This is a genomic window from Chitinibacter fontanus (genome assembly GCF_013423785.1).
GTDB classification, from domain to species: domain Bacteria; phylum Pseudomonadota; class Gammaproteobacteria; order Burkholderiales; family Chitinibacteraceae; genus Chitinibacter; species Chitinibacter fontanus.
This window is the reverse complement of the sequence record NZ_CP058952.1, coordinates 1,401,836-1,422,409: the sequence shown is the minus strand read 5'-3', so window position 1 is coordinate 1,422,409 and position 20,574 is coordinate 1,401,836. Positions and strand designations below refer to the sequence as shown.

Below are 20,574 nucleotides of genomic sequence, written 5' to 3'. Positions count from 1 at the left end.
TGCTGAACTTGAGTGGCTCGACCCGACCCAAAGCGGAACTAATTTAGCAGGGACAATTGTTGTTATGGAAAACCAGCCCCAACTCCTCGCATGAGGATTTGAAACTTGCCATTTTCCGGGTATGCAAATGCATTTTTATTGGTAACTTGAGCTTTATACTTCCCTTTCTTTAACTCCAAAACTCCAAAACGTATAACATTTTTTCCTGCTACATTTTGCGAACAATCGGGTGAGAATTTATTTATACTTACTATTTTTCCATGTAAATCTAATATCTTTAGTTCAAAGTCAATTACAGGTTTTGTAGAGCCAATTGCCATTTCATTTGAGCAGATGAATTTATACAATGAGTTAGGCTGCTCTTTATTTTCTGGCTTGAACATGACAAATAAGCTGTATTTCTCATCCATCGGGATATTAATTTCTTCGTGGTACAAATCTCCTTCAATGGAAAAATCAACATATGCATCATGCAAGGCTTGATTTGCAATACACATCGAAGATAGCCACATTGCAACACCAATCACTTGTTTTTTGCAGAGTGCATAAGCAACTTCGTTCATAAATTGCACCAGAAAGATATTAATTGATGTGTCTGCTTCTGGCCGACAACGGCCTGTGAGGCACATCATGCTTGAAACGAGCCAGCAGTTGCAACCACGGGCAGCTTCCGACCCAAAGGAGCCATCCGAATTGCTCGAAAGCGGACACGCCCTCGGTTTCTCGACTAGCCCGCCCATGGTAGTTCTTTGATTAGGCTGTCTATGTAGTGGCACACTGAATTTGGCCACCTGATTAGAGGTGCTATGCTGCACCTCGTAAGCAATTAGGTGACTCAATGAACAACAAAACCAGACCCACATTCACGCCTGAATTTCGCCTCGAATGCGCGCAGCTTGTGCTCGAGAAAGGCTATTCCGTTCGACAAGCCGCTCAGGCAATGAACGTCGGTAAATCGACCATGGATAAATGGGTACGACAATTGCGCGAAGAGCGCGCCGGTGTGATGCCCAAGGCGATGCCAATGACGCCAGACCAACTCAGAATCCGTGAATTAGAAAAGCGCCTCAAGCAGGTCGAGCTTGAGAAAGAAATATTAAAAAAGGCTACCGCTCTCTTGATGTCGGACTCGCTGAACAATTCACGATAATTGCTCAGCTCAAGCAGAGCTACGCTGTGGCACAGTTGTGTCGTACGTTTGAAGTCCATCGCAGCAGCTTTAAAGCCTGGAAGCACACTAAGCCAATTAGGCCAGAGCAGGTACAGCGCTTAAGCAAAGTACGTGAGTTGTTTAACGCCAGCAATGGCTCAGCGGGCTCGCGCAGCATTGCGACTATGGCCAGTGCACAAGGTGTCCAGATGAGTCGTTATCTGGCGGCCAAGTGCATGAAGCAGCTTGGGTTTAGCAGTTGCCAGCAGCCTAGTCATGCGTACAAAAAGACGGGGGGCGAGCACATTGAAGTGCCCAATGTGTTGGCACGACAGTTTGCCGTGGTCGAACCCAACCAAGTGTGGTGCGGCGATGTGACCTATATCTGGCTTGGTAATCGGTGGGCGTATCTGGCGGTGGTGATGGATTTGTTCGCCAGAAAACCCATCGGCTGGGCGATGTCGCTCTCGCCAGATAGCGATTTAACCTGCAAAGCGCTCAGCCATGCGTTTGAATCCCGAGGCCGGCCTAAAGGGCTCATGTTCCATTCTGACCAAGGTAGCCATTACACCAGCATCAAGTTCAGGCAATTATTATGGCGATGCCAGATTCAGCAAAGCATGAGCCGACGCGGCAACTGCTGGGATAACAGCCCAATGGAACGCTTCTTCCGAAGCTTAAAAACGGAATGGGTACCAGAGGTCGGCTACAGCTCATTTGTGCAAGCTGAGCGGGAAATATTGGACTACATGCTGGGCTACTACAGCCAGCTGAGGCCACACCACCATAACGGTGGTTTGCCGCCCAACGAGGCTGAGCGCAGTTATTGGCTTGGCTATAACAATGTGGCCAAAATTAGTTGACCACTACACTGTGACTGATTGAGTAGAGGGTATCCAGGCCATGGATCAGTTGAAAATAGGCTGCCGAGTACTTCTAATACTTCAAGTAGGCCATCAATATCGGATGATAAGCCAAAGATATTTTGTATCATCGTGCAGATTACTTCTGCATTCGATGGGGCAAGTTCATTCAGCTTTGCTTGTAGCCGATGAAATGTAGGAAGTTTTAGTTGATTCAAAAGTCAATTCACCTGGTCTGTGACAAAGTAAATCGGTCCTATGTGCTCGCCAACTCGTGTGGTCGATGGCCGAAATTGCTCAGCTTCGATCTAAATCAAACCAGCGGGGACACCTGACACAATGATGATGTGCTCAGTTTACGCGCTTCGAACAGATTAAAAAGGGGTTAGCTCTGTAATTACGAGATCATGATTTGGCTATCAGAACATGAATGTGAATAGCGACCTCGCCGCGAGGTTTTGTATTTGGTCTGTGGGGAGCGACATACAATGCATGATCATCAACACCTCGGGCGAGATGAGATCAAGGCAGTTTGCAGTATTCATATTTACCACCATGTGACTGAATGCTTCCCTATTCACAAAACCTGGTTCAAGTGCGAGCATCCTTAAATAACTTTTGCACTGTAATTTAGTCAGGCATTAAGCCGCCGCATGAGCGAGGTCTCGCCAATAGTCGCCCCTTGAACTAACCGGCGTAATATACAGAAGATGGCGAGTCAGATTCGATCGCTCGTTCATAACGGTGTGCTTGGCGTAAAAAAATTGCAGCGGGGAAGTGTCGCGGGACGTAGGTACAGGTTGCGGCATACCGGTTCCTAAGATGTTTTAACCATTCTCGCGGTTGGTCATGGAGTGTATGTGCGCGAGCAGCTTGAGAATTATCACTGCAGCTTTCACTTTCGCGAGTTGGGCGTCCCGTCAACTCAGAAGCTATGGTAATCAATAGTGATGAAATTTGTCAGGCTACTCTTTGTTGAGTTTGGGAACGTTTTGATAATACAGCAGGGTTTCAACAAATTTCCGTGTGGGGTATATCTTAAAAGAGGCCTAATGTGCTCTTTTTCTTGATTTAAACTAACGATTTGATCATCGATCATCGAAACTGAACATATACTCTTCAAAAAGAATTATTATTGTCATAATTCTGAATTAAAAGTTCAGATTTTAGTTTTTTCCTATTTCTGCCGATATGCATCCATCCTAAGTCAATGAAAAACAATAAAATAATATTTAGCTTATATAGTTTAGTTTTATCTGCTCTTTCGCTAAGTTCGTTGAGTCATGCGGCTCCGACACCTGTGGAGCAGCCACCCGCACCAGTCGTAGTTGCCGACAGCTATAGTGAGGATGGAGTCAAACAAACTGCACGATCATCAAACGCAGAAATAGATAGTATCGATATCCTGAAAGGTTCGGTTCGTCTATCAATCCCATTGTTCTCCATCCCAGGTGCTGGCGCTAACCTTCAAATTGCTTGGTCGTGGAACTCTGCAATTTCCCAGACAGATACGGTTCATTCAATACGTGTCCGAGCTACAGCAGGGACATCGCCAGTCCATCCAGGCACGTTCGTCCTAGAACTGCCTGATGGACAAAACCTCAATTTTTATGCAGCAAAGGACTCCGCTGGTGGCGGAACTTACCGCACCACCACAAACTGGGTATTAGATGGAGAAAATGGTCTGTATGGCAAACCGATTACGCGTTGGCTGAAATCACCGGATGGTACTGTTTATACCCTCGATAAGCTTGACGAAAATGGCTTTAGTTATCATTTGCCGAGTGTCAGCACGGATGCCAATGGCAATCAAATTACATATACCTATGACAAGCGCTATCTCACAAAGATGGTTGCCTCTGATGGTCGTGAAATCAATATCACGTGGGATAAGGTGCGGGGACGCCCGACGGCTGTGAGTGCAGGTGGGCGCACTTGGAGTTTCAATTACATCAATGAAAAACTCGCAGATTATGACGCCACACTTTTGGCTGGCACTATGCAACTCAACCAACCAAATGGTGACGCATGGTTGCTAGATTGGGTGAGTTATGAAGAGTTCATGCTCAAACAGCCTTGGGATCCTAGAACAGCGCGTAAACCCTCGTCTCCATTATTCACTGCGGTTCAATTTCCTACTGGCGGAAGAATCAATTATCAGTTCAACCAATTCCGGGTCGATCCAGCGGATTGCCCTTATAACTGCGTAGCAGACTATGAGAAATATTATCGAGAACAATCAAGAGCTGTCTTAGCCAGAAAAACAACTTCAGATGGCGGAGTGTGGACCTATAACCATTACTTCGACAATGCGGTGGACAACAAAATTGTTGTTCAAGCGAAATGGAATTTGCCTAAAGATCCTGGTAACGCAGGCGTCTTTTCTGGAGAACGAACCGTTTCTGGCCCAGCAGGGGTACAAAAATACAAATTCTTCTCACCTTATGGCCTCGTAAATTGCCAACAAGACATGTGGCAAGTTGGCCTGATGCTGGAGTCATCGGTAGCAAACTTAGAAACGACCACCTATAGCTGGGCCCCATCCGCAACTGGCCGTAGTTGGGAAAAACTAAACGACACTTGCAACTCAAATAGTGTCCCAATGCCCGTGATGACTGGTAAAGCAGTTGTGCGTGATGGGAAAAGCTTTACGACGAATTACAGTAATTTTGATTCCTATAACCGCGCCGGAACCATCAGTGAAGTTGGAGATTCGGGACACACTAAAGTGACTCAGCAGGCTTATTTGACCGATACCAGTCGCTGGTTGATGGATAAAATAAGCACGCAAACGACACATAGTGTTTTAGGTGGTCCTGCGTTATCCACGTTGTCTCGGGTTTATAACGCGAATGGCAATCTCGTTTCTGAAAACCAAGATGGCATTACTACTTCTTACTCTTATTTCCCGAACGGATATATAGCGTCAACAACGGATGCCCGAGGTTTTACGACCCAGTTTAATGATTATTATCGTGGTAAATCCCGTACTGTGATCAAGCCGGTTGGTACAGGACAAGAGCCAGCTATTTGTCCTGCACAACCAAACATCACGCTATCTAGAGTGATTGATGATTTTGGTAATGTAGTTTCATTTACTGATGGCCGTAGAAATACGACCAGTTACCAGTACGACACTTTGAATCGTTTAACCCAGGTTACGCCACCACGCGGCGATCAAACATTGATATCGTGGAGCAAGAATGGCCGCACGGTTCAGCGAGGGCGCTATACGGATAGCCAAATATGGGATGGATTTGGCCGTACGATTAAATCTACCATCAATACTGTTTACATTAATCGCAACTATGATGCGGCTGGTCGGTTGATTTTTGAGAGTTACCCTAGTCAAGTCGATGGTGATACGAGTACGTATGATGCTTTAAATCGTCTAACTCAAATTAGCCATGGTGATGGTACTAACCGTTCCTTTGGGTATAGCGGTTCTGCTGTTGCAGAAAGAAATGAGCGCGGATTTACCACCTCATATTTTTATCAAACGTTTGGAAATCCGGATCAAAAATCAGTCATTAAGGTAGTTCCACCCGTCGCAGGAACTGGAACAGACATTGTTCGGGATACCTTAGGTAAGGTTCTTTCGGTTACCCAAAATGGTGTAACGCGCAATTGGACTTATGATAGTCGCCACTTCTTAGTTTCACGCACCGATCCTGAGATTGGCACGACAACTTATGCACGCGATAACGCCGGCAATATTACAAGTACAAAAGTAGGAGCCCAAGAGGCAGTTAGCACGAGCTACGATGCTCAGAATCGTGCAACTTACACAAGCTATGCCAATGGCGGTGCTGAAGCGGTATGCCGTGTTTACGATGCCAATGGCAATCTCACTACGCTCAATAACACGGCGATCAAGCGTACACACGATTATGATGCAAACGATAATCTAGTGCGTGAAACTATGGTTGCGAGTGGGAACACCCTCACGCTCAATCGAGAATACAACGGTAATGATGTGCAAAGTGCAATCATTTATCCAAATAACCAGCGTCTCGAATTGGCGCCAGATGAGTTTGGTACACCCACTAAGCTGGGTACCTATGCTCCTAATTTGGTCTTTAATGCGCGTAATCAATTAATGGATTGGCAAGCTGCAAATGGCCGCTGGGATAAAACCGGCTACAACATGCGTGGCTGGCCTGAAACGCACCAAGTTATTTCCAGCAATATTCAGAATCGACCAAAACCACAACCCCCGGCACCCGTTTCACCACCCGGAGCTCAACCTGTGCCACCGGTACAACCTGGCCCTCCAGGTAGTGTTGAGCCAAATGATGTCAGCGCCGACCTGGGTTGTCGGGCCGCATATCCACCTCCGACAGGTACCTCAGCAGGTGCAGATCAGGCTCGAGCGCTGTGGACTGTAAATACATACAATCCATGTGTTGCTAACTGGAATGCTAAAGGCTCTGAATGGAGTAGTGGAAATGGGGCATGCTTATACAAAGTACCTAAACCAACATGCAACCACGGTCACTGCAATGAAGATCGGTACTATCAGAGCTTGCTACAAGCCTGGCCAGCAAAATACTCAGCCTGCGTTTCGGATTGGAACGGTAGAGCAGTAGCTTGGAATAATTACCGCGCAGCATATGCAAACTGGGTAGCCCAGCAGCAAAACTATCAACAGCAGCTTGCTAACTACAATGCCAGTGCACAAGCCTATGCTCAATATCAAACCAATTTAGCCAACTACAATCAAGCCTTGGCTGAATATAATGCGGCTGTCGCCAATGATTTACCTATCCTCAATAGCACCCTGAGCTACGATGGTACTGGCAATTTGCTGAGCATCACAGATACCATTTCAGCAGATTACAACCGTAGTTATGCATATGACGGAATTGATCGTCTGATCACCGCTAATGCTCCCAATCAGTGGGGTACTGGCACTATTGCCTACGATGGAAATAGCAACATTACTCGACAGCAATTTGGCAGCTGGTTTATTGATTACGGATATGCTGCAAATCAGCGATTAGCCAGTGTAACGGGAGGAAAGAACTACAGCCTAAGCTATGACGGTTGGGGCAACCTCACTAGCCGTGGCGATGGGCAGACTTACCAATTCGATGCCGCAGGCAATCTGCGCTGGGCCAATAAAGGCGCTGCAAATCAAATTGCCTATACCTACGATGGTGCTGGCACTCGCGTGCTGAGTATTGGCAATGGGCAAAATAAACTCGAATTTACAGCGCTGGATGGTCTGCTGTATTACGAGAAAGACCTCAATACAGGCGCTAGCGTTAACCATCTGTATTTGGGTCGACAAAAATTAGTTGATGTAGAAAGTAACGGAACTGCCACTTATTTCCATAACGATCCAACCGGTAGCCCACTGGCGGCAACAAACGCTACTGGAGGGGTGATTTGGCGAGCCAACTACAAGCCGTTTGGCGATAAAGCATTTGGGGCTGGTGCGCAAACCCCGATTAAAAATCAACAATGGTTCACCGGCAAACCCCATGAAGAAGCCACTGGACTAAGCTATTTCGGCGCGCGCTGGTATGATCCGGTGCTGGGCCGCTTTACTGCGATTGATCCTGTCGATTGGAACGAGGCTGACCCAACGAATAGTTTTAATCGCTACGCGTATGCGAACAACAATCCGTTCAAATTTACTGATCCAGATGGGAGAAATGCTCAGTTACTTTTAAGAGGTTCTTATGTAGTCGGTTATGAGGTCGCTACTTACTTAGGTGCTGGCGCGTTTGGTGCATGGCTGGGGGGAAAGCTATATGACGCAATACATTCTAACCGCGATCCAGACACAACTACACCTGTAGGAACGAGGGGAAGCCCTATGGATGTAACTGATGGCACAAACTCCCCGACAACAATTGGAGGTCGTGATTATAGTGGGCATTCTCAAGATCGCATGCAAGGTCGTGGCGTACCTCCAAGTGTGGTTGATAATACTATCAAGAATGGTACAGCTCGCCCAAGTAGGGGTGGAACCACTGTTTATACGGATTCGAAGAATGGTGTGGAAGTTGTGGTCAACTCTGATGGTAAAGTTATAACGGTTAAACATGTTGGAAAAAACAAGAAAGAGAACAGCAATAAAAATGATGATAGCGGCGAGAATAAAGAAAGTGGCAATGGCAAAGGAGAAAGCAACAATGCTGAGAAAAAATAATGGATAGTTGTAAATTAATCTTGGCTGAAATATTAAAATCAGTGTCCGCTTATAGAGAGGGGAATCTTTCTTTAATCGGGATTATTAACAGATTAGAGGAGCTAAATAATGCTCTAACTAGCGTTAGTTTTAATTGGGGTTTTGATATTGAAGATTACCTCTTAGAACTCGATATTATTTATGGACTTCTTAGCGTGAGTGAAAAAAAAGAATTATCGAAAGATGACAAATCGGATATAGATAAATATTTAACAGATATTTATACCAGAGCGAGTACTGAATTAGACTTACTAAGTAAATCCCTATAGCGAGTCTAAGTTATAGCTATAATAGAGGCAACCTTACATAGATAAATCAAGTTTCGGTATATAGTTGAGGAAAAAAGTTTGAAGTTATCATTCAAGCCCGCATGAACATACATATGAATATGGCCCAGGTTATGGACCGAATGGAAAAGAAACAAGGATAAATACAAATGAGCAATCCCAATAAAATTTGGGCAAGTTTCACAATCGTTCGCGAACTTAGCCTTGCTTTAAAGGATGGTAAATACAGCTTATTCTTGACTCTATCTGAAGATGTAGATACTTATTCAAAAACAGAAATCTTCCAGTTTGATTATGTAAGTCAACTTAATCTCTCCAATTTTGGGGGCGGAGCATCCCAGTTTTGCTTACTCCAGGTATCCGAGTCTAATAATGGTCTGGATAGAGCAAGATACTATGTTGAAGACGTCGAAAATGAGAATGTGTCATTTTATTGTGAAAGTTTCACCGAAGTGAACCACGGCACTAACTAGGTAAGTTGGGCTAAGCCGTAGGCTGGCGCTGAGCCTGCGAAGCCCAGCACGGTAGGGGCGATTAGCGTTGCGTAATCGCCCGTAGAGTCGAGCCACTATTGGCTGCAATGAAAGCCTTCGCGATTTAAACGCTGTGCTGCATACTCCTCTCTTGGTGTTGGGAGTAGCGTGAAGGGGTTTCAACTTAGCCCTAACGTCTAACTTGGCAAAGTTAATCAGATAAGTAAAAAGGTTACATTTTTCTGATTTTTTGCGATCGGTGGAGATTGATGGCAGATCTTTTGTAACTTTGTTGTTTTGTTAAGATGTTGTTTATTATGGGTTTATGTTGTATTTGGTTTGGTGGTGTGTAGATTTATGTATGTGAATGACATGCAAAAATATCGCCCTCATAACCCGATTCCCGCAACCAAAAATGAAAAAACCTAGGTCTCAAGCCTAGGTTTTTTTTCGTCTCAAGTTTTTGCGATTTGGGCACAGAACCAGTCTGTGCCCATTTTTGTGTCCATTCTGTGCCCAGCTGATTTTTTACTGGCTTTAAAAAACACCCATTTTGACCTTCGCCGATTTTTAAGAAAATGTGCCCAATTTTTATGGTCTTGACCTTCGGACATTGTGCCCAAGTTGCACGACTTTCAAGGTGACCTTCGCTTTTTTTCGGGTGCTTGTGCCCATGGTGAATTTTTTGGGCACAGGATGGGCACAGGAATCTATCTCTTCTTTTGCGCTTAAATGATCCAAAGTGCTCTTATTGCTGATCTCAAAAGTGAAGAAAAACACGGCCTCGTCGTGAATGTCTGATTTATCAGCTGCGAGGCAAGATGGATTGTGCGGTCATTGAAATTTCACAACTGCAATTGCGATTATTCTGCTTTCTCGCTGTTGGGCACGGCTTCGGGAATGTACTCAAAGATGTCTTCAACTCTGCATCCAAAATAGGCGCACAACCTATTCATTGCATCCAGCTCAATTCGTACTGCCGTCTCTTCATACAGCAGAGTAATAGTCCCTCTATGCAGACCCGTTGCACGGGCAACATCAGCTACTCGCACTTTCTTTTCGCCCATTAGCCGGGATAGGTGGCACCGAATCATGTTGCGCTCTCCGAAATAATTTTGCTCAAGACGACATTATTTGCTTGACGACATCTTCCGATGGCGTATTATGTTGTTCAGGACGACATAATTTTCTAGTGATGAACTTTATTTTGTCCTGACCTCGTTATTTGAGTTTATCACGAAGGAGTTTAATCATGAGCACCACTTACCTCACTACTGAAGAACTTGCCGCACGTATTCATTACGATGCGCGCACGATCCGCAATCAATTGGTTGATAACTGCCTTATTGAGGGGCGTCACTACATCAAACCATTCGGTCGTCGCAAATTCCTATTCATTTGGGAGGCGATCGAAAATGACATGCTTACCAAGCAGGAAGACACCATTGCAATGCCACTGGCAAATTAAAGGGGCTAAAAATGGGAGCCATTCGAGCAAGGAAAGAAACAGGGTTGTTATTTATAGATTTTCGCTGGGAAGGGAAGCGCTGTAGGGAGCAAACGAATCTGCGCGACAATGCGACAAATCGCAGAAAACTCGAAAAAATGCTGCAGCAAATCGAGTCGGAAATAAAGTTGGGCCGTTTTGACTATCGCCGGTTTTTTCCAGAGTCTAAAACTGCTGAGAGTTCAGTCTTTAACGCATCACCTATTAAACCGGTTGGCTCTGCGCTTAACACGAACACGGTGGATGGCTCGGGGCAAAAAGGCCCACTCTTTAGCATCTTCATTGAGGAGTGGCTGGTGGAAAGCCAAATAACCTGGCGGCGATCACATCAGGTGAATATTCGCGGCATGATTGATAAATACTACTTGCCCGCATTTGGGGCTTTAGGGGTCGGCGCTATCACTCGCGCTGATTTGCTCAAATTCCGGTCATCACTCGCCAAAGTATCCGGCCGGAATGGGAACGTTACCTTATCTGCTAACCGTATCAACAAGATCATGGATCCGTTGCGTAGGGTGTTTGAGGAAGCCGCCGACCGTTATGACTTTACCACGCCTTTTGTTCGGATCAAACCGCTCAAAGTACCTCGGTCAGATGTACAGCCATTTACCCTCACAGAGGTTCGGCTAATTATTGATTCTGTGCGACCTGACTTTAAGAACTACTACACAGTCCGCTTCTTCAGTGGCATGCGCACGGGTGAGATCGATGGTCTGAAGTGGAAATACGTCGATTTCGAGCGTCGCATGATTATGGTGCGTGAAACGATTGTGGCTGGAGAAGAGGATTACACCAAAACCGATTCGTCCCAACGTGATATCGCAATGTGTGGTCCAGTCTTTGATGCGTTGGAAAATCAATATCGCGCAACAGGGGCAATGTCGGAATACGTGTTCTGCAATTTGCAGGGCTTGCCCATTGATCACAACAATATCACCAAGCGAGTTTGGTATCCCTTACTTGCCCATCTTGGGCTAGAGAAACGACGCCCCTATCAATCCCGCCATACCGCTGCGACTTTATGGCTGGCAGCGGGTGAAGCGCCGGAATGGATTGCACGCCAGATGGGACATGCCAACACTGAAATGCTGTTCAAAGTGTATTCACGCTATGTCCCCAATCTCACCCGCCGTGATGGCTCTGCATTTGAACGACTGCTCTTAGCTAATTCAAACAGAGATTCTATGGGGGATAGCGTATGAACTCATCACCCTATTTTGTTGTTCAAGGGCATTTGAAAGAAAAGCCTGATTATTGTGCTCGTAGCCAATCGCTAAAACTAAATCCGCAGGAGACTGTTGCCATGAATAAGCCAACTAAAGATGTATCACAACGATTATTGGGTCTCCTGAGTATGGATGAACCCGAACCGCCTGAGATGCTTGATCTTGAGTTTCCACCTGATGACTTTCATGACGAAATGGTGGAATTCATGGATGCTTGGTTACCGGATGGCCAGTTCATTCAAACGCCACCTGCATGGTATGCATCCCTGCAAGGACTATTGTCGCAAAGTAATCCGAATTTACCGATGAAGACGAGGATTTTTCATTTAGCGGCAGAACCTGAATCTGAGCAATTGTGTGCATGCCGATGGTTGTCTTATCAATACTATAAATACTTCATCGTCATTGATTCATATCTTGATCTACATGAGTGGTCTGATATCCCCCCAGATGATGTTGCTCGGGCTAGAAGAGGGCGAACCCTGGCATTTATTCGCCATCTTGATCTGTCAGAGGTTACTTACCAAGATCTCGTCGCTGATCCCTATATCGATATCATCATTCCACGACCAAAGTTGCCTGTAAATTGGCAAAGCCAAGTACTGCAACTTCAGCACCATCCGTTACCGAACAACACTCCCCATTCGGTCCAACTGACCGATGTCACTCAGCTGCAATTACAGATCGCCTCATTAGCCGCACCTCAGCAGGACATGCTTCGACCGTTACTTGAACCCAAACCCTTATTACCTGCAACCGAAGCGGTCTATCTACGCGTGCAGCAATGGTCGACTCAGTTAGGGGAGGGGAGTCATCTGCGGCATGTCCTTGATACGGTACAAGAGCAAACCAAACTTCGTGCACTGGGTGGCAAAGCACTGGGCTTTAGGCCGTTACTGCTAACCGGAGAGCCTGGTAATGCAAAAAGTTGGCTCGCCAGCCAAATTGCCGCCGTACTGGGATTACCAAAATACAAGATCGACTTCGCGGGCAACGGTGATCGGATGTTGTTAGTTGGCTCCTCTCGTAATTGGCACAATGCCGCTCCCGGCCGTATCGCCCAATTCTTAGCGGAATCTCCCGTAGCAAACCCGCTGATCGTCATTGAAGAAGTGGATAAAGCCCTCGCAGGACAAGACCATGGTTTGCAAGATTTACTGTTGATGCTGCTTGAACCTGAAAACAGCAAAGAATTCCAAGACAATTTCATCTTGCCCAGTTTGGATCTGTCGCATGCTAGCTTTATTTTGACGGCCAATGATCCGAGTTGTCTGAGCTCGCCGTTGCTGAGTCGACTACAGCAAATCGAACTACGACGCCCTAATCAAGCCATGATGCTGCAACTGCTACAGGAAATGTATCAACGGATACTAAAAGAAATGGGAGTCCAAGCTTACTTCACACCAGAGCTCCCTACGGGGTTGGCAATCCAGCTTGTTAGTCGTTCGATCAGTATCCGTGCTTTGCGCTTTAATGTGCAAACCGCCATTGAAGCCGCGGTGAAGGAGCCAGAGCTCTCGGAACTATTGGCACACCAACACTCGTTGATGCCAAAACTGCCACCACTAAACAACACGCATGTACCAAAGCCACCTTTAGGATTTTTGCCTTAAGGTTAGTAGGTGTTGTCGCCGACCGAAAATTGACCCACTTTAGCTAGTTGTGCCGATCCAAAATTGACCCAGGTGTTCTACTTGTTCTGCTTAATTCTTAGGCAGAGGATAAAAGGTGATCACCATGGAAATGATTGGCAAAATCCGCAGGATGTATTTTCGCGATAAGTTATCGCTGCACGAAATTTCTAAGCGTACCGGTCTGGCGCGCAACACCATCCGAACCTGGGTTCGCAAGCCCGCTTCAAAAGCCGAGCCTCGCTACATCCGGCAACCCAAGCCCGGTAAACTCACTCCGTATTGCGCTACTTTAGAACAAGCCCTTAAAGCTGATTCCTTTCGTGCCAAGCACAATCGTCGGACTGGCAAAGCCTTGTTCGAGCAAATTCAGGCCGAAGGCTATACCGGCAGCTATAGTCGCGTGACGGATTTCATTCGCGAATGGCGAGGTAAAGCCGGTAAAACGCCTCATGGGTTTGTGCCATTGCAATTTGCTTTGGGTGAGGCGTTTCAATTTGATTGGAGCGAGGAGAATCTGGTGATTGGCGGTCTCTATCGCAAGATTCAGGTGGCTCACCTTAAACTCTGCGCTAGTCGTGCCTTCTGGTTGGTGGCCTATCCCAGCCAAGGGCATGAAATGTTGTTCGATGCACATGCCAGATCGTTTGCTGTATTGGGTGGTGTGCCGCGACGCGGCATTTACGACAATATGAAAACCGCCGTTGATAAGGTTTTGAAGGGTAAAGGCCGGATCGTCAATGCGCGCTTTGCGGTGATGTGCGCACATTATCTATTTGATCCCGATTTCTGCAATGTGGCTTCAGGGTGGGAAAAAGGCGTCGTCGAAAAGAATGTTCAGGATAGTCGGCGGCGAATCTGGATTGAAGCCCAAAGCATTAAATTCAGCACCTTCGACGCGTTGAATGCGTGGCTAGGTGAACGTTGCCGAGCTTTGTGGGCGGAACTGCCGCATCCAGAATTCAAAGGGCTCAGCATCGCCGAGATGCTGGAGCAAGAGCGACTGGAAATGATGCCGATGCCAACGCCGTTTGATGGCTACGTAGAACAATTGGCGCGCGTTTCCAGTACTTGCTTAGTGTCGATTGCCCGTAACCGTTACTCGGTGCCCTGCGAATGGGCACGCCATCGCGTTAGTGTACGACTGTATCCGACGCAGGTCGTCATTGTGGCCAATGATGACATCGTTGCCAGTCATGCTCGCCTGACGGGCAAGCAGCAGGTGAGCTTTGATTGGCAACATTACATTCCGTTGATTGGGCGTAAACCGGGCGCATTACGCAATGGAGCGCCCTTTGCCGATATGCCGGAGCCCTTATTGCGCCTCAAGCGAGGCCTGCTCAAACGTGATGGCGGTGACCGAGTGATGGCACAGGTGCTAGCGACAGTCCCCGTTGCGGGGCTAGATGCGGTGCTGGTCGCAGTTGAACTGGTATTGGAATCTGGCGTACTCAGTATTGAACACATTCTGAATATCGTCGCGCGCCTGAATGATCCGCCAACCGCTGAATCGGCGCAAACCCAGCTGCAACTACTCGAAGCACCGCAAGCCAATACCGAGCGTTATGACCAGCTGCGCGATACGGATGAGTCAAACTCAGCAAGCACTGAAGCACCGATACATGAAGGAGCTCATCATGCGTGATATTACCGCAGAGCTCAAAGCCTTGCGTTTGCATGGCATGGCTGGTGCCTGGGTGGATTTGAAAGCCCAAGGTGGCCTAGGTATTGATACCTCCAGTTGGCTGATCGAGCATTTACTTCAAGCTGAAAACACCGACCGAGGTATGCGCTCGATCCAGCATCAGATGAGTGCGGCCAAGTTCCCTGTGCATCGCGATCTGGCTGGATTTGACTTCAGTGCCACCAAATTAGATCAAGCATTAGTTGGCCAGTTAGCCACGCTGGCCTTCACTGAAACAGCACAAAACGCCGTCTTTATTGGTGGGCCAGGTACCGGAAAAACGCATCTGGCGACGGCGATCACGATTGCAGGCATCACGCGCCATGGCAAAAGAGCACGTTTCTACTCGACAGTGGACTTGGTCAATTTGCTTGAAAAGGAAAAGCGGGAAGGCAAAGCAGGACGGATTGCGCTGAGTTTAATGCGGGTTGATGTCGTGATACTGGACGAATTGGGCTACCTACCATTCAGTCAGGCTGGTGGCGCTTTGCTGTTTCATTTGCTCAGCAAGCTATATGAACACACTAGCGTGATCATCACAACCAATCTGAACTTCTCGGAATGGTCGAGTGTATTTGGCGATGCCAAGATGACGACTGCGCTCTTGGATCGACTGACCCACCATTGCCACATTGTAGAAACAGGCAATGAGTCTTACCGCTTCCAGCACAGCAATATGGTAGCGAAAACGAGAATCAAGCAAAGGGAGCAAAGCAGAAAGGACGAACTAACGGCAGAACCTGAGCAGTTCTAAAGCGAAGAAGATGATGATGATGAAAAATAGCGGGCGGGCCGTTCGCTATTTGCTAGACTTATCCACAGTTGCTCGATGAAAAAGCAACGTCCCGGCCTGGGTCAAAATTCGATCGGCAGGGTGGGTCAAATTTCAATCGGCGCGAACACCCCATGGGATCATAATTGGCCCTATGGTCCTCCATCTGATGCAATAGAACCTGATTTTTCATTAATGGCAATTCTGCTTCCGGATGACAATTCAAAAGAAGAATGTGGGTCTATTATTGAATGCGAAAATCAATCATTAGGTGAGTCAATAGCGATTGCAGGAACATCGCTACGTTTGAATTATAAAAGTAGCCGTACACCAGCTGCTCAGACAATGGGTTTTACAATCAATTTGACTGGTGCCGTAGTGCCGAGCAGTTTGCATCATATTGAATTAGAAGTGCGTGTGGCAGGCCGTTATTTCAAACAATCATTTAACCCACAACCAAACGCAAAGTATCGTTTTGATTGGGATGGTTTGGATGCGTATGGACGCCCAGTTCAGGGGGCGCAAAAAGCGCAAATTGGATTGGGGTATGTCTATCAGGCGGAATACAAAACTCCAGCAGAGTTTCCTCAAAGTTTTGGTGCGTTTGGTGGAAGTACACTAACCAAGGATTCTGGACGAAACGAAGTCACTATCTGGAAGAATCAGATAGTTTTATTGGGTGGACTAACGTCTCGCATGCATGGTTTAGGTGATTGGTTTGTGGATGCGGTGAATGCATACGATCCAAGTGCAAACACACTTTATTTTGGTGATGGCAGTAATCAAAGCGGCACTTCAATTAACTCTTGGCAAACAACGGCTATCGCAGATATTGCGAAACCAAGCTATTGGACTGATCGGATTGCAATCAATTCATCAGGTGATGTTCTTTTTGTCGATCAATATTCTAGTCTTTTGAATAAGGTAGATGGGGCTGGAAAAATCACGACAATAGCAGGTACTGGACCGAAAAATATCATTCAGAATGGGGACCGTTTAACTGAGCTTGGTTCTTCAGTCGGTTTCGCTCACATCCATATTGATGGAAAAAACAATTTATATTTTGTTAGTAACAATTCAATTTTCAGGGCCAGCCCTGATGGCATCGTCAACAAGATTGCTGGAAATGGAAGCTACAAAGCACCAATTGATAGTGTTCAGGCATTGGCCTCTAGTATGGAGCCAATGAAGATTCAGACAAATCAAGCTGGAGAGGTTCTATTCTTAGACTCATCTGGTTTGCTTTGCAAAATCAATTCTGATGGTATTTTGAATGTTATTGCAGGTGGGGATCAAAAAGGGTATTCAGGTGATGGTGGAGTATTGAGTAATGCAGGGGTCGGTAATATCCGCTCATTTGCTCTGGATGCAAAAGATAATATCTATATTGCGGACGCTTATCGTCATGTAAGAAAAGTGACGCAAGATGGCGTGATCAAAACGATAGCAGGTAATGGTGGAAAATCTACCCTTCCTAGCGATTGGGGTAAACCGGCTCTTGCAGCTGGATTTTGGGAAATGCAGGATCTTTCTGTAGATTCGTTTGGAAATGTGTTCATTGCTGATGGCTCTGGATATAACGTCATCAAGATCTCTCAAGATGGCTTTCTCACAAAGGTTCCTTTCGGCCAACATGCTCTTTGGCGATTGACATTGGGTCGTAACGGTGAAATTTATGCTGTAGATGCTAATGATAAAAAACTTTACAAAATGGCCTCTATTTATCCAGCATTTGGCGTTGGAGACCTAATCATTCCGTCAAGGAATGGTCAGGAAATTTATCAGTTTGATGGCTCTGGTCGACAAGTTAAATCATTGCGGTCTGATGGAAAAACCGTCCTGTATCAATTTGAATATACAACGAACGGATATATCAGCAAGATTACTGATAACTACCAAAACGTTGTTCAAATTGAACGAGATGCTTCAGAAAAAGCAAGTGCGATTATCGCGCCAAATGGACAACGGACAGCGTTAGTTTTGGATAGTAATGGTCATTTGGCGAGTATCACTAATCCAGCTAGTGATACTCATAGCATGACATATAGCAACGATGGGCTTTTGAAAACGTTCACAAATCCACGCAATAAAACATCAACGATGACGTATCAAGATGGGTTGTTGGTGAAAGATCAAAACGCGATAGGTGGTGGCTGGACTTTGGCGCGTACCCAATTGGGTGAACGTAATTTTGAAGTGAGTATGACTAGCGGGTTAAACCGCAGTACACGCTATCGCACTGAGTACAGTGCGACAGGCGATATGATCAAGTCAACGATTGGCCCTGATGGCACGACTTCGGTTTCAACACAAAAACCGGATGGAACATCACAAGCGACTAACGCCGATGGCACGCTCAGCACAACGGCAACAGGTCCTGATCCACGTTTTGGAATGCAAGCACCGATTCAAACCAATTTGTCGGTGAAGTTGCCAAGTGGGCTGACGATGCAGCAAACGCAAGCGCGTAGTGTAGTTTTGGCAAATAAAGCTGATCCGCTCAGCCTACAAAGCGAAACCAACACCAGCACGATTAATGGTAAGACCTTTACCAGCGTGTTTGATGCCATCCAGAAGCGGGTGTCGATTACCAGCGCGGCGAATCGCATTACGGTTACTCAGCTCGATGCACAAGGTCGTCCATTGTCAGTCCAGCTAGCTGGTATCCTGCCACTGAACTACCAATACGACGCACGTGGCCGTTTGGCGAAAGTCAGCCAAGGTGTGGGTGATGCTGAACGTGGCGTGCGTTATACCTACAACGCGACTGGTGAGGTTGATACCATCACCGACGCCATTGGTCGCATCACTAAATACGGTTACGATCTAGCCGGTCGTGTCAAAAACATCACGCAACCAGATGGCCGTGTCGTCGCCTTCAGCTATGACGCCAATGGCAACGTTACCTCTGTAACTCCGCCAACTCGCCCTGCCCATGGTTTCACCTTTAACGATATTGATTTGGCCTCAACGTATCTGCCACCCGAGCTGCAAGCCGGTCAGGCACTCAATACCCAATATGAGTACAACCTCGATCAGCAACCCACCAAGGTCACTCGACCAGATGGTAAGGTGATTGAATATGGCTACGATGAATTTGGTCGCCTTGGTGCACTGAAATCAGTCGACGGAAATATCAACTACGCCTATCAAGTGGGTACCGGCCAACTGGCCAGCGTGACTGCAGGTGATGTAAGCCATAGTTATACTTATGATGGTGCGTTACCTAAAACAATTACGATTGCAGGTCCAGTGCCTGGTAATGTCGGTATCACGTACGACAACTTCTTCCGTGTGCAGCAGTTGGGCATCAACGGACAAAACACCAGCTACGGTTACGACAATGATGGCTTGCTGACCCAAGCGGGCGCACTCACGCTCAACCGTGACGCTAATAATGGTTTACTCACAGGCACGACACTCGATAACATTAAAACTGAACAAGAGTATGACGAGTTTGGCCTGCTCAAACGCCTGACCGCTAAGCTAGGCAGTACGGTGTTGTTCTCTGAAACCTTCACTCGCGACAAACTCGGTCGTGTGGAAGAGAAAACCACCACAACCGGTGGGCCGCTGTCGACCTACCGCTACGCCTATGACGCATCAGGACGCTTGAGTGATGTATTCAAAAACGGAGCTTTGCAAAACCACTATGAATACGACGCCAACGGCAACCGCACACTCGCCGATGGCATTGCAGCAAGCTACGACGCGCAAGATCGCCTGAAAACCTTCGGTACGGCCAGCTACGGCTTCAGCGCCAACGGCGAACTGCAAAGCGAAAGCACAGTAGCGGGTAATAACACCTTCAGCTACGACGTGTACGGTAACTTGAAACAAGTCACGCTGGCATCGGGTGGCCAGATCGACTACCTCGTTGACGGCCAAAACCGCCGCATCGGCAAAAAGGTTAATGGTGTGCTGACGCAAGGCTGGGTTTACCAAGACCAGCTCAAGCCGATCGCCGAACTGGATGGCAACGGTCATATCGTCAGCCGCTTTATCTACGCCGGTAAAGCCAACGTGCCAGAGTATATGGTCAAAGGCGTCGCTACCTATAGGTTAGTGACAGATACCCTTGGCTCGGTTCGCCAAGTCGTCGATAGCCAAACCGGCCAAGTGATGCAGGAACTGGAATACGATGCTTGGGGTAAAGTCCTCGCCGACAGCAATCCGGGCTTCCAGCCCTTCGGCTATGCCGGTGGCCTGTATGACAACAACACCGGCCTCGTCCGCTTCGGTGCTCGCGATTACGACGCGAAAACCGCACGCTGGACTGCCAAAGACCCAATTCTGTTTAATGGCGGAGATTCCAACATTTATGCCTATGTGGGTGGCAATCCGCTGAGTTACGTTGATCCAGAAGGGTTGGCTGGAGAAAATATGATGATTAGACCACCAGCGCCAGAAAGTCGCCTTCCTCCAAATGTTGTGGAGCATAACAGGCTCAATGATCCAAATGGCAGGCTTAGAAGCGAATGGAATGAAGTTCTGAATTCAGATCCAAGTGGTCCGATTTACGGATTGCCTGATCGCTCAGAAAGTTGTGTTATCTCATGCCGAGATGCAAACTACAGTTGCAATAACGCCCCTCAAGGCCCATTTTCAATGCCGGTAGCTGATGGCGCGTTAGGAAGCCAATGCACTCAGACGTGCCGAGGTGGATCATATATGACGGCAGGGAATGGAAATTTGAATTTGCCAACCTCGAAAGAGCCTGGCCCTGCGAAAGCTTCCCTATCACAATGGCGCACGCTTTTTAAAATGCGATAAAAAATTAGG

12 protein-coding genes are annotated in these 20,574 nt (G+C 47.0%); 10 read left to right on the top strand and 2 right to left on the bottom strand.

Features of this window, described 5'->3' with window-relative positions; translation table 11 throughout:
* Positions 1-62: 62 nt before the first annotated feature.
* The gene (locus HZU75_RS06540) at positions 63-563 is read right to left on the bottom strand and encodes a hypothetical protein (protein ID WP_180308343.1); all 501 of its coding nucleotides are present in this window, start codon (positions 561-563) and stop codon (positions 63-65) included.
* Between the two features lie 275 nt (positions 564-838).
* Here HZU75_RS06540 and HZU75_RS06535 point away from each other — a divergent pair.
* The 4 genes from HZU75_RS06535 (at position 839) to HZU75_RS06520 (ending at position 8,972) form a co-directional block, all read left to right on the top strand.
* Positions 839-2,013, top strand: a protein-coding gene (locus tag HZU75_RS06535; protein ID WP_373279616.1) for an IS3 family transposase whose coding sequence is annotated in 2 segments (ribosomal slippage) — positions 839-1,106 and positions 1,106-2,013 — 1,176 coding nt in all. Because the reading frame shifts where the segments join, the coding sequence is not laid out codon by codon here.
* A gap of 1,210 nt (positions 2,014-3,223) precedes the next feature.
* The gene (locus HZU75_RS06530; RefSeq protein WP_180308342.1) at positions 3,224-8,173 is read left to right on the top strand and encodes an RHS repeat domain-containing protein; all 4,950 of its coding nucleotides are present in this window, start codon (positions 3,224-3,226) and stop codon (positions 8,171-8,173) included.
* Complete coding sequence (locus HZU75_RS06525; RefSeq protein ID WP_180308341.1) at positions 8,173-8,481, top strand: hypothetical protein; 309 nt, start codon at positions 8,173-8,175, stop codon at positions 8,479-8,481. The genes HZU75_RS06530 and HZU75_RS06525 overlap by 1 nt, the downstream gene beginning before the upstream one ends.
* Before the next feature lie 167 nt (positions 8,482-8,648).
* Entirely contained in the window at positions 8,649-8,972 is a 324-nt protein-coding gene (locus HZU75_RS06520) for a PIM8 family immunity protein (protein WP_180308340.1), read from the top strand.
* 863 nt (positions 8,973-9,835) lie between these two features.
* On the opposite strand, the gene HZU75_RS17730 is transcribed toward HZU75_RS06520, so the two are convergent.
* On the bottom strand, positions 9,836-10,066 hold the full coding sequence (locus HZU75_RS17730) for a helix-turn-helix domain-containing protein (protein WP_180308339.1): 231 nt from the start codon (positions 10,064-10,066) through the stop codon (positions 9,836-9,838).
* A gap of 158 nt (positions 10,067-10,224) precedes the next feature.
* Here HZU75_RS17730 and HZU75_RS06510 point away from each other — a divergent pair, with 158 nt between their 5' ends.
* The 6 genes from HZU75_RS06510 (at position 10,225) to HZU75_RS06485 (ending at position 20,565) form a co-directional block, all read left to right on the top strand.
* Positions 10,225-10,440, top strand: coding sequence for a hypothetical protein (locus HZU75_RS06510; protein ID WP_179356389.1), 216 nt, complete (start codon positions 10,225-10,227; stop codon positions 10,438-10,440).
* 11 nt (positions 10,441-10,451) lie between these two features.
* Positions 10,452-11,681, top strand: coding sequence for an Arm DNA-binding domain-containing protein (locus tag HZU75_RS06505; RefSeq protein ID WP_180308338.1), 1,230 nt, complete (start codon positions 10,452-10,454; stop codon positions 11,679-11,681).
* Between the two features lie 101 nt (positions 11,682-11,782).
* Positions 11,783-13,318, top strand: a complete 1,536-nt coding sequence (locus tag HZU75_RS06500) for an AAA family ATPase (protein ID WP_180308337.1) — start codon at positions 11,783-11,785, stop codon at positions 13,316-13,318.
* Positions 13,319-13,442: 124 nt separating this feature from the next.
* Positions 13,443-14,981 carry an IS21 family transposase gene (gene istA, locus HZU75_RS06495; RefSeq protein ID WP_180308336.1) on the top strand — a complete coding sequence of 513 codons (1,539 nt, stop codon included), beginning with the start codon at positions 13,443-13,445 and terminating at the stop codon, positions 14,979-14,981.
* On the top strand, positions 14,944-15,774 hold the full coding sequence (gene istB / locus HZU75_RS06490) for an IS21-like element helper ATPase IstB (RefSeq protein WP_444542040.1): 831 nt from the start codon (positions 14,944-14,946) through the stop codon (positions 15,772-15,774). Before istA ends, istB begins: the two co-directional genes overlap by 38 nt.
* Positions 15,775-15,849: 75 nt before the next feature.
* Entirely contained in the window at positions 15,850-20,565 is a 4,716-nt protein-coding gene (locus HZU75_RS06485; RefSeq protein WP_180308334.1) for an RHS repeat-associated core domain-containing protein, read from the top strand.
* The last annotated feature ends 9 nt before the right edge of the window (positions 20,566-20,574 follow it).

What these genes read in the sequence shown, in the direction of transcription:
- HZU75_RS06525 (WP_180308341.1), top strand. Translation starts at nt 8,173, where the DNA reads ATGGATAGTTGTAAATTAATCTTGGCTGAAATATTAAAATCAGTGTCC.
- HZU75_RS17730 (WP_180308339.1), bottom strand. Translation starts at nt 10,066, where the DNA reads ATGATTCGGTGCCACCTATCCCGGCTAATGGGCGAAAAGAAAGTGCGA.
- HZU75_RS06485 (WP_180308334.1), top strand. Translation starts at nt 15,850, where the DNA reads ATGAAAAAGCAACGTCCCGGCCTGGGTCAAAATTCGATCGGCAGGGTG.
- HZU75_RS06500 (WP_180308337.1), top strand. Translation starts at nt 11,783, where the DNA reads ATGAATAAGCCAACTAAAGATGTATCACAACGATTATTGGGTCTCCTG.
- istA (WP_180308336.1), top strand. Translation starts at nt 13,443, where the DNA reads ATGGAAATGATTGGCAAAATCCGCAGGATGTATTTTCGCGATAAGTTA.
- HZU75_RS06510 (WP_179356389.1), top strand. Translation starts at nt 10,225, where the DNA reads ATGAGCACCACTTACCTCACTACTGAAGAACTTGCCGCACGTATTCAT.
- HZU75_RS06520 (WP_180308340.1), top strand. Translation starts at nt 8,649, where the DNA reads ATGAGCAATCCCAATAAAATTTGGGCAAGTTTCACAATCGTTCGCGAA.
- HZU75_RS06505 (WP_180308338.1), top strand. Translation starts at nt 10,452, where the DNA reads ATGGGAGCCATTCGAGCAAGGAAAGAAACAGGGTTGTTATTTATAGAT.
- HZU75_RS06530 (WP_180308342.1), top strand. Translation starts at nt 3,224, where the DNA reads ATGAAAAACAATAAAATAATATTTAGCTTATATAGTTTAGTTTTATCT.
- HZU75_RS06540 (WP_180308343.1), bottom strand. Translation starts at nt 563, where the DNA reads ATGAACGAAGTTGCTTATGCACTCTGCAAAAAACAAGTGATTGGTGTT.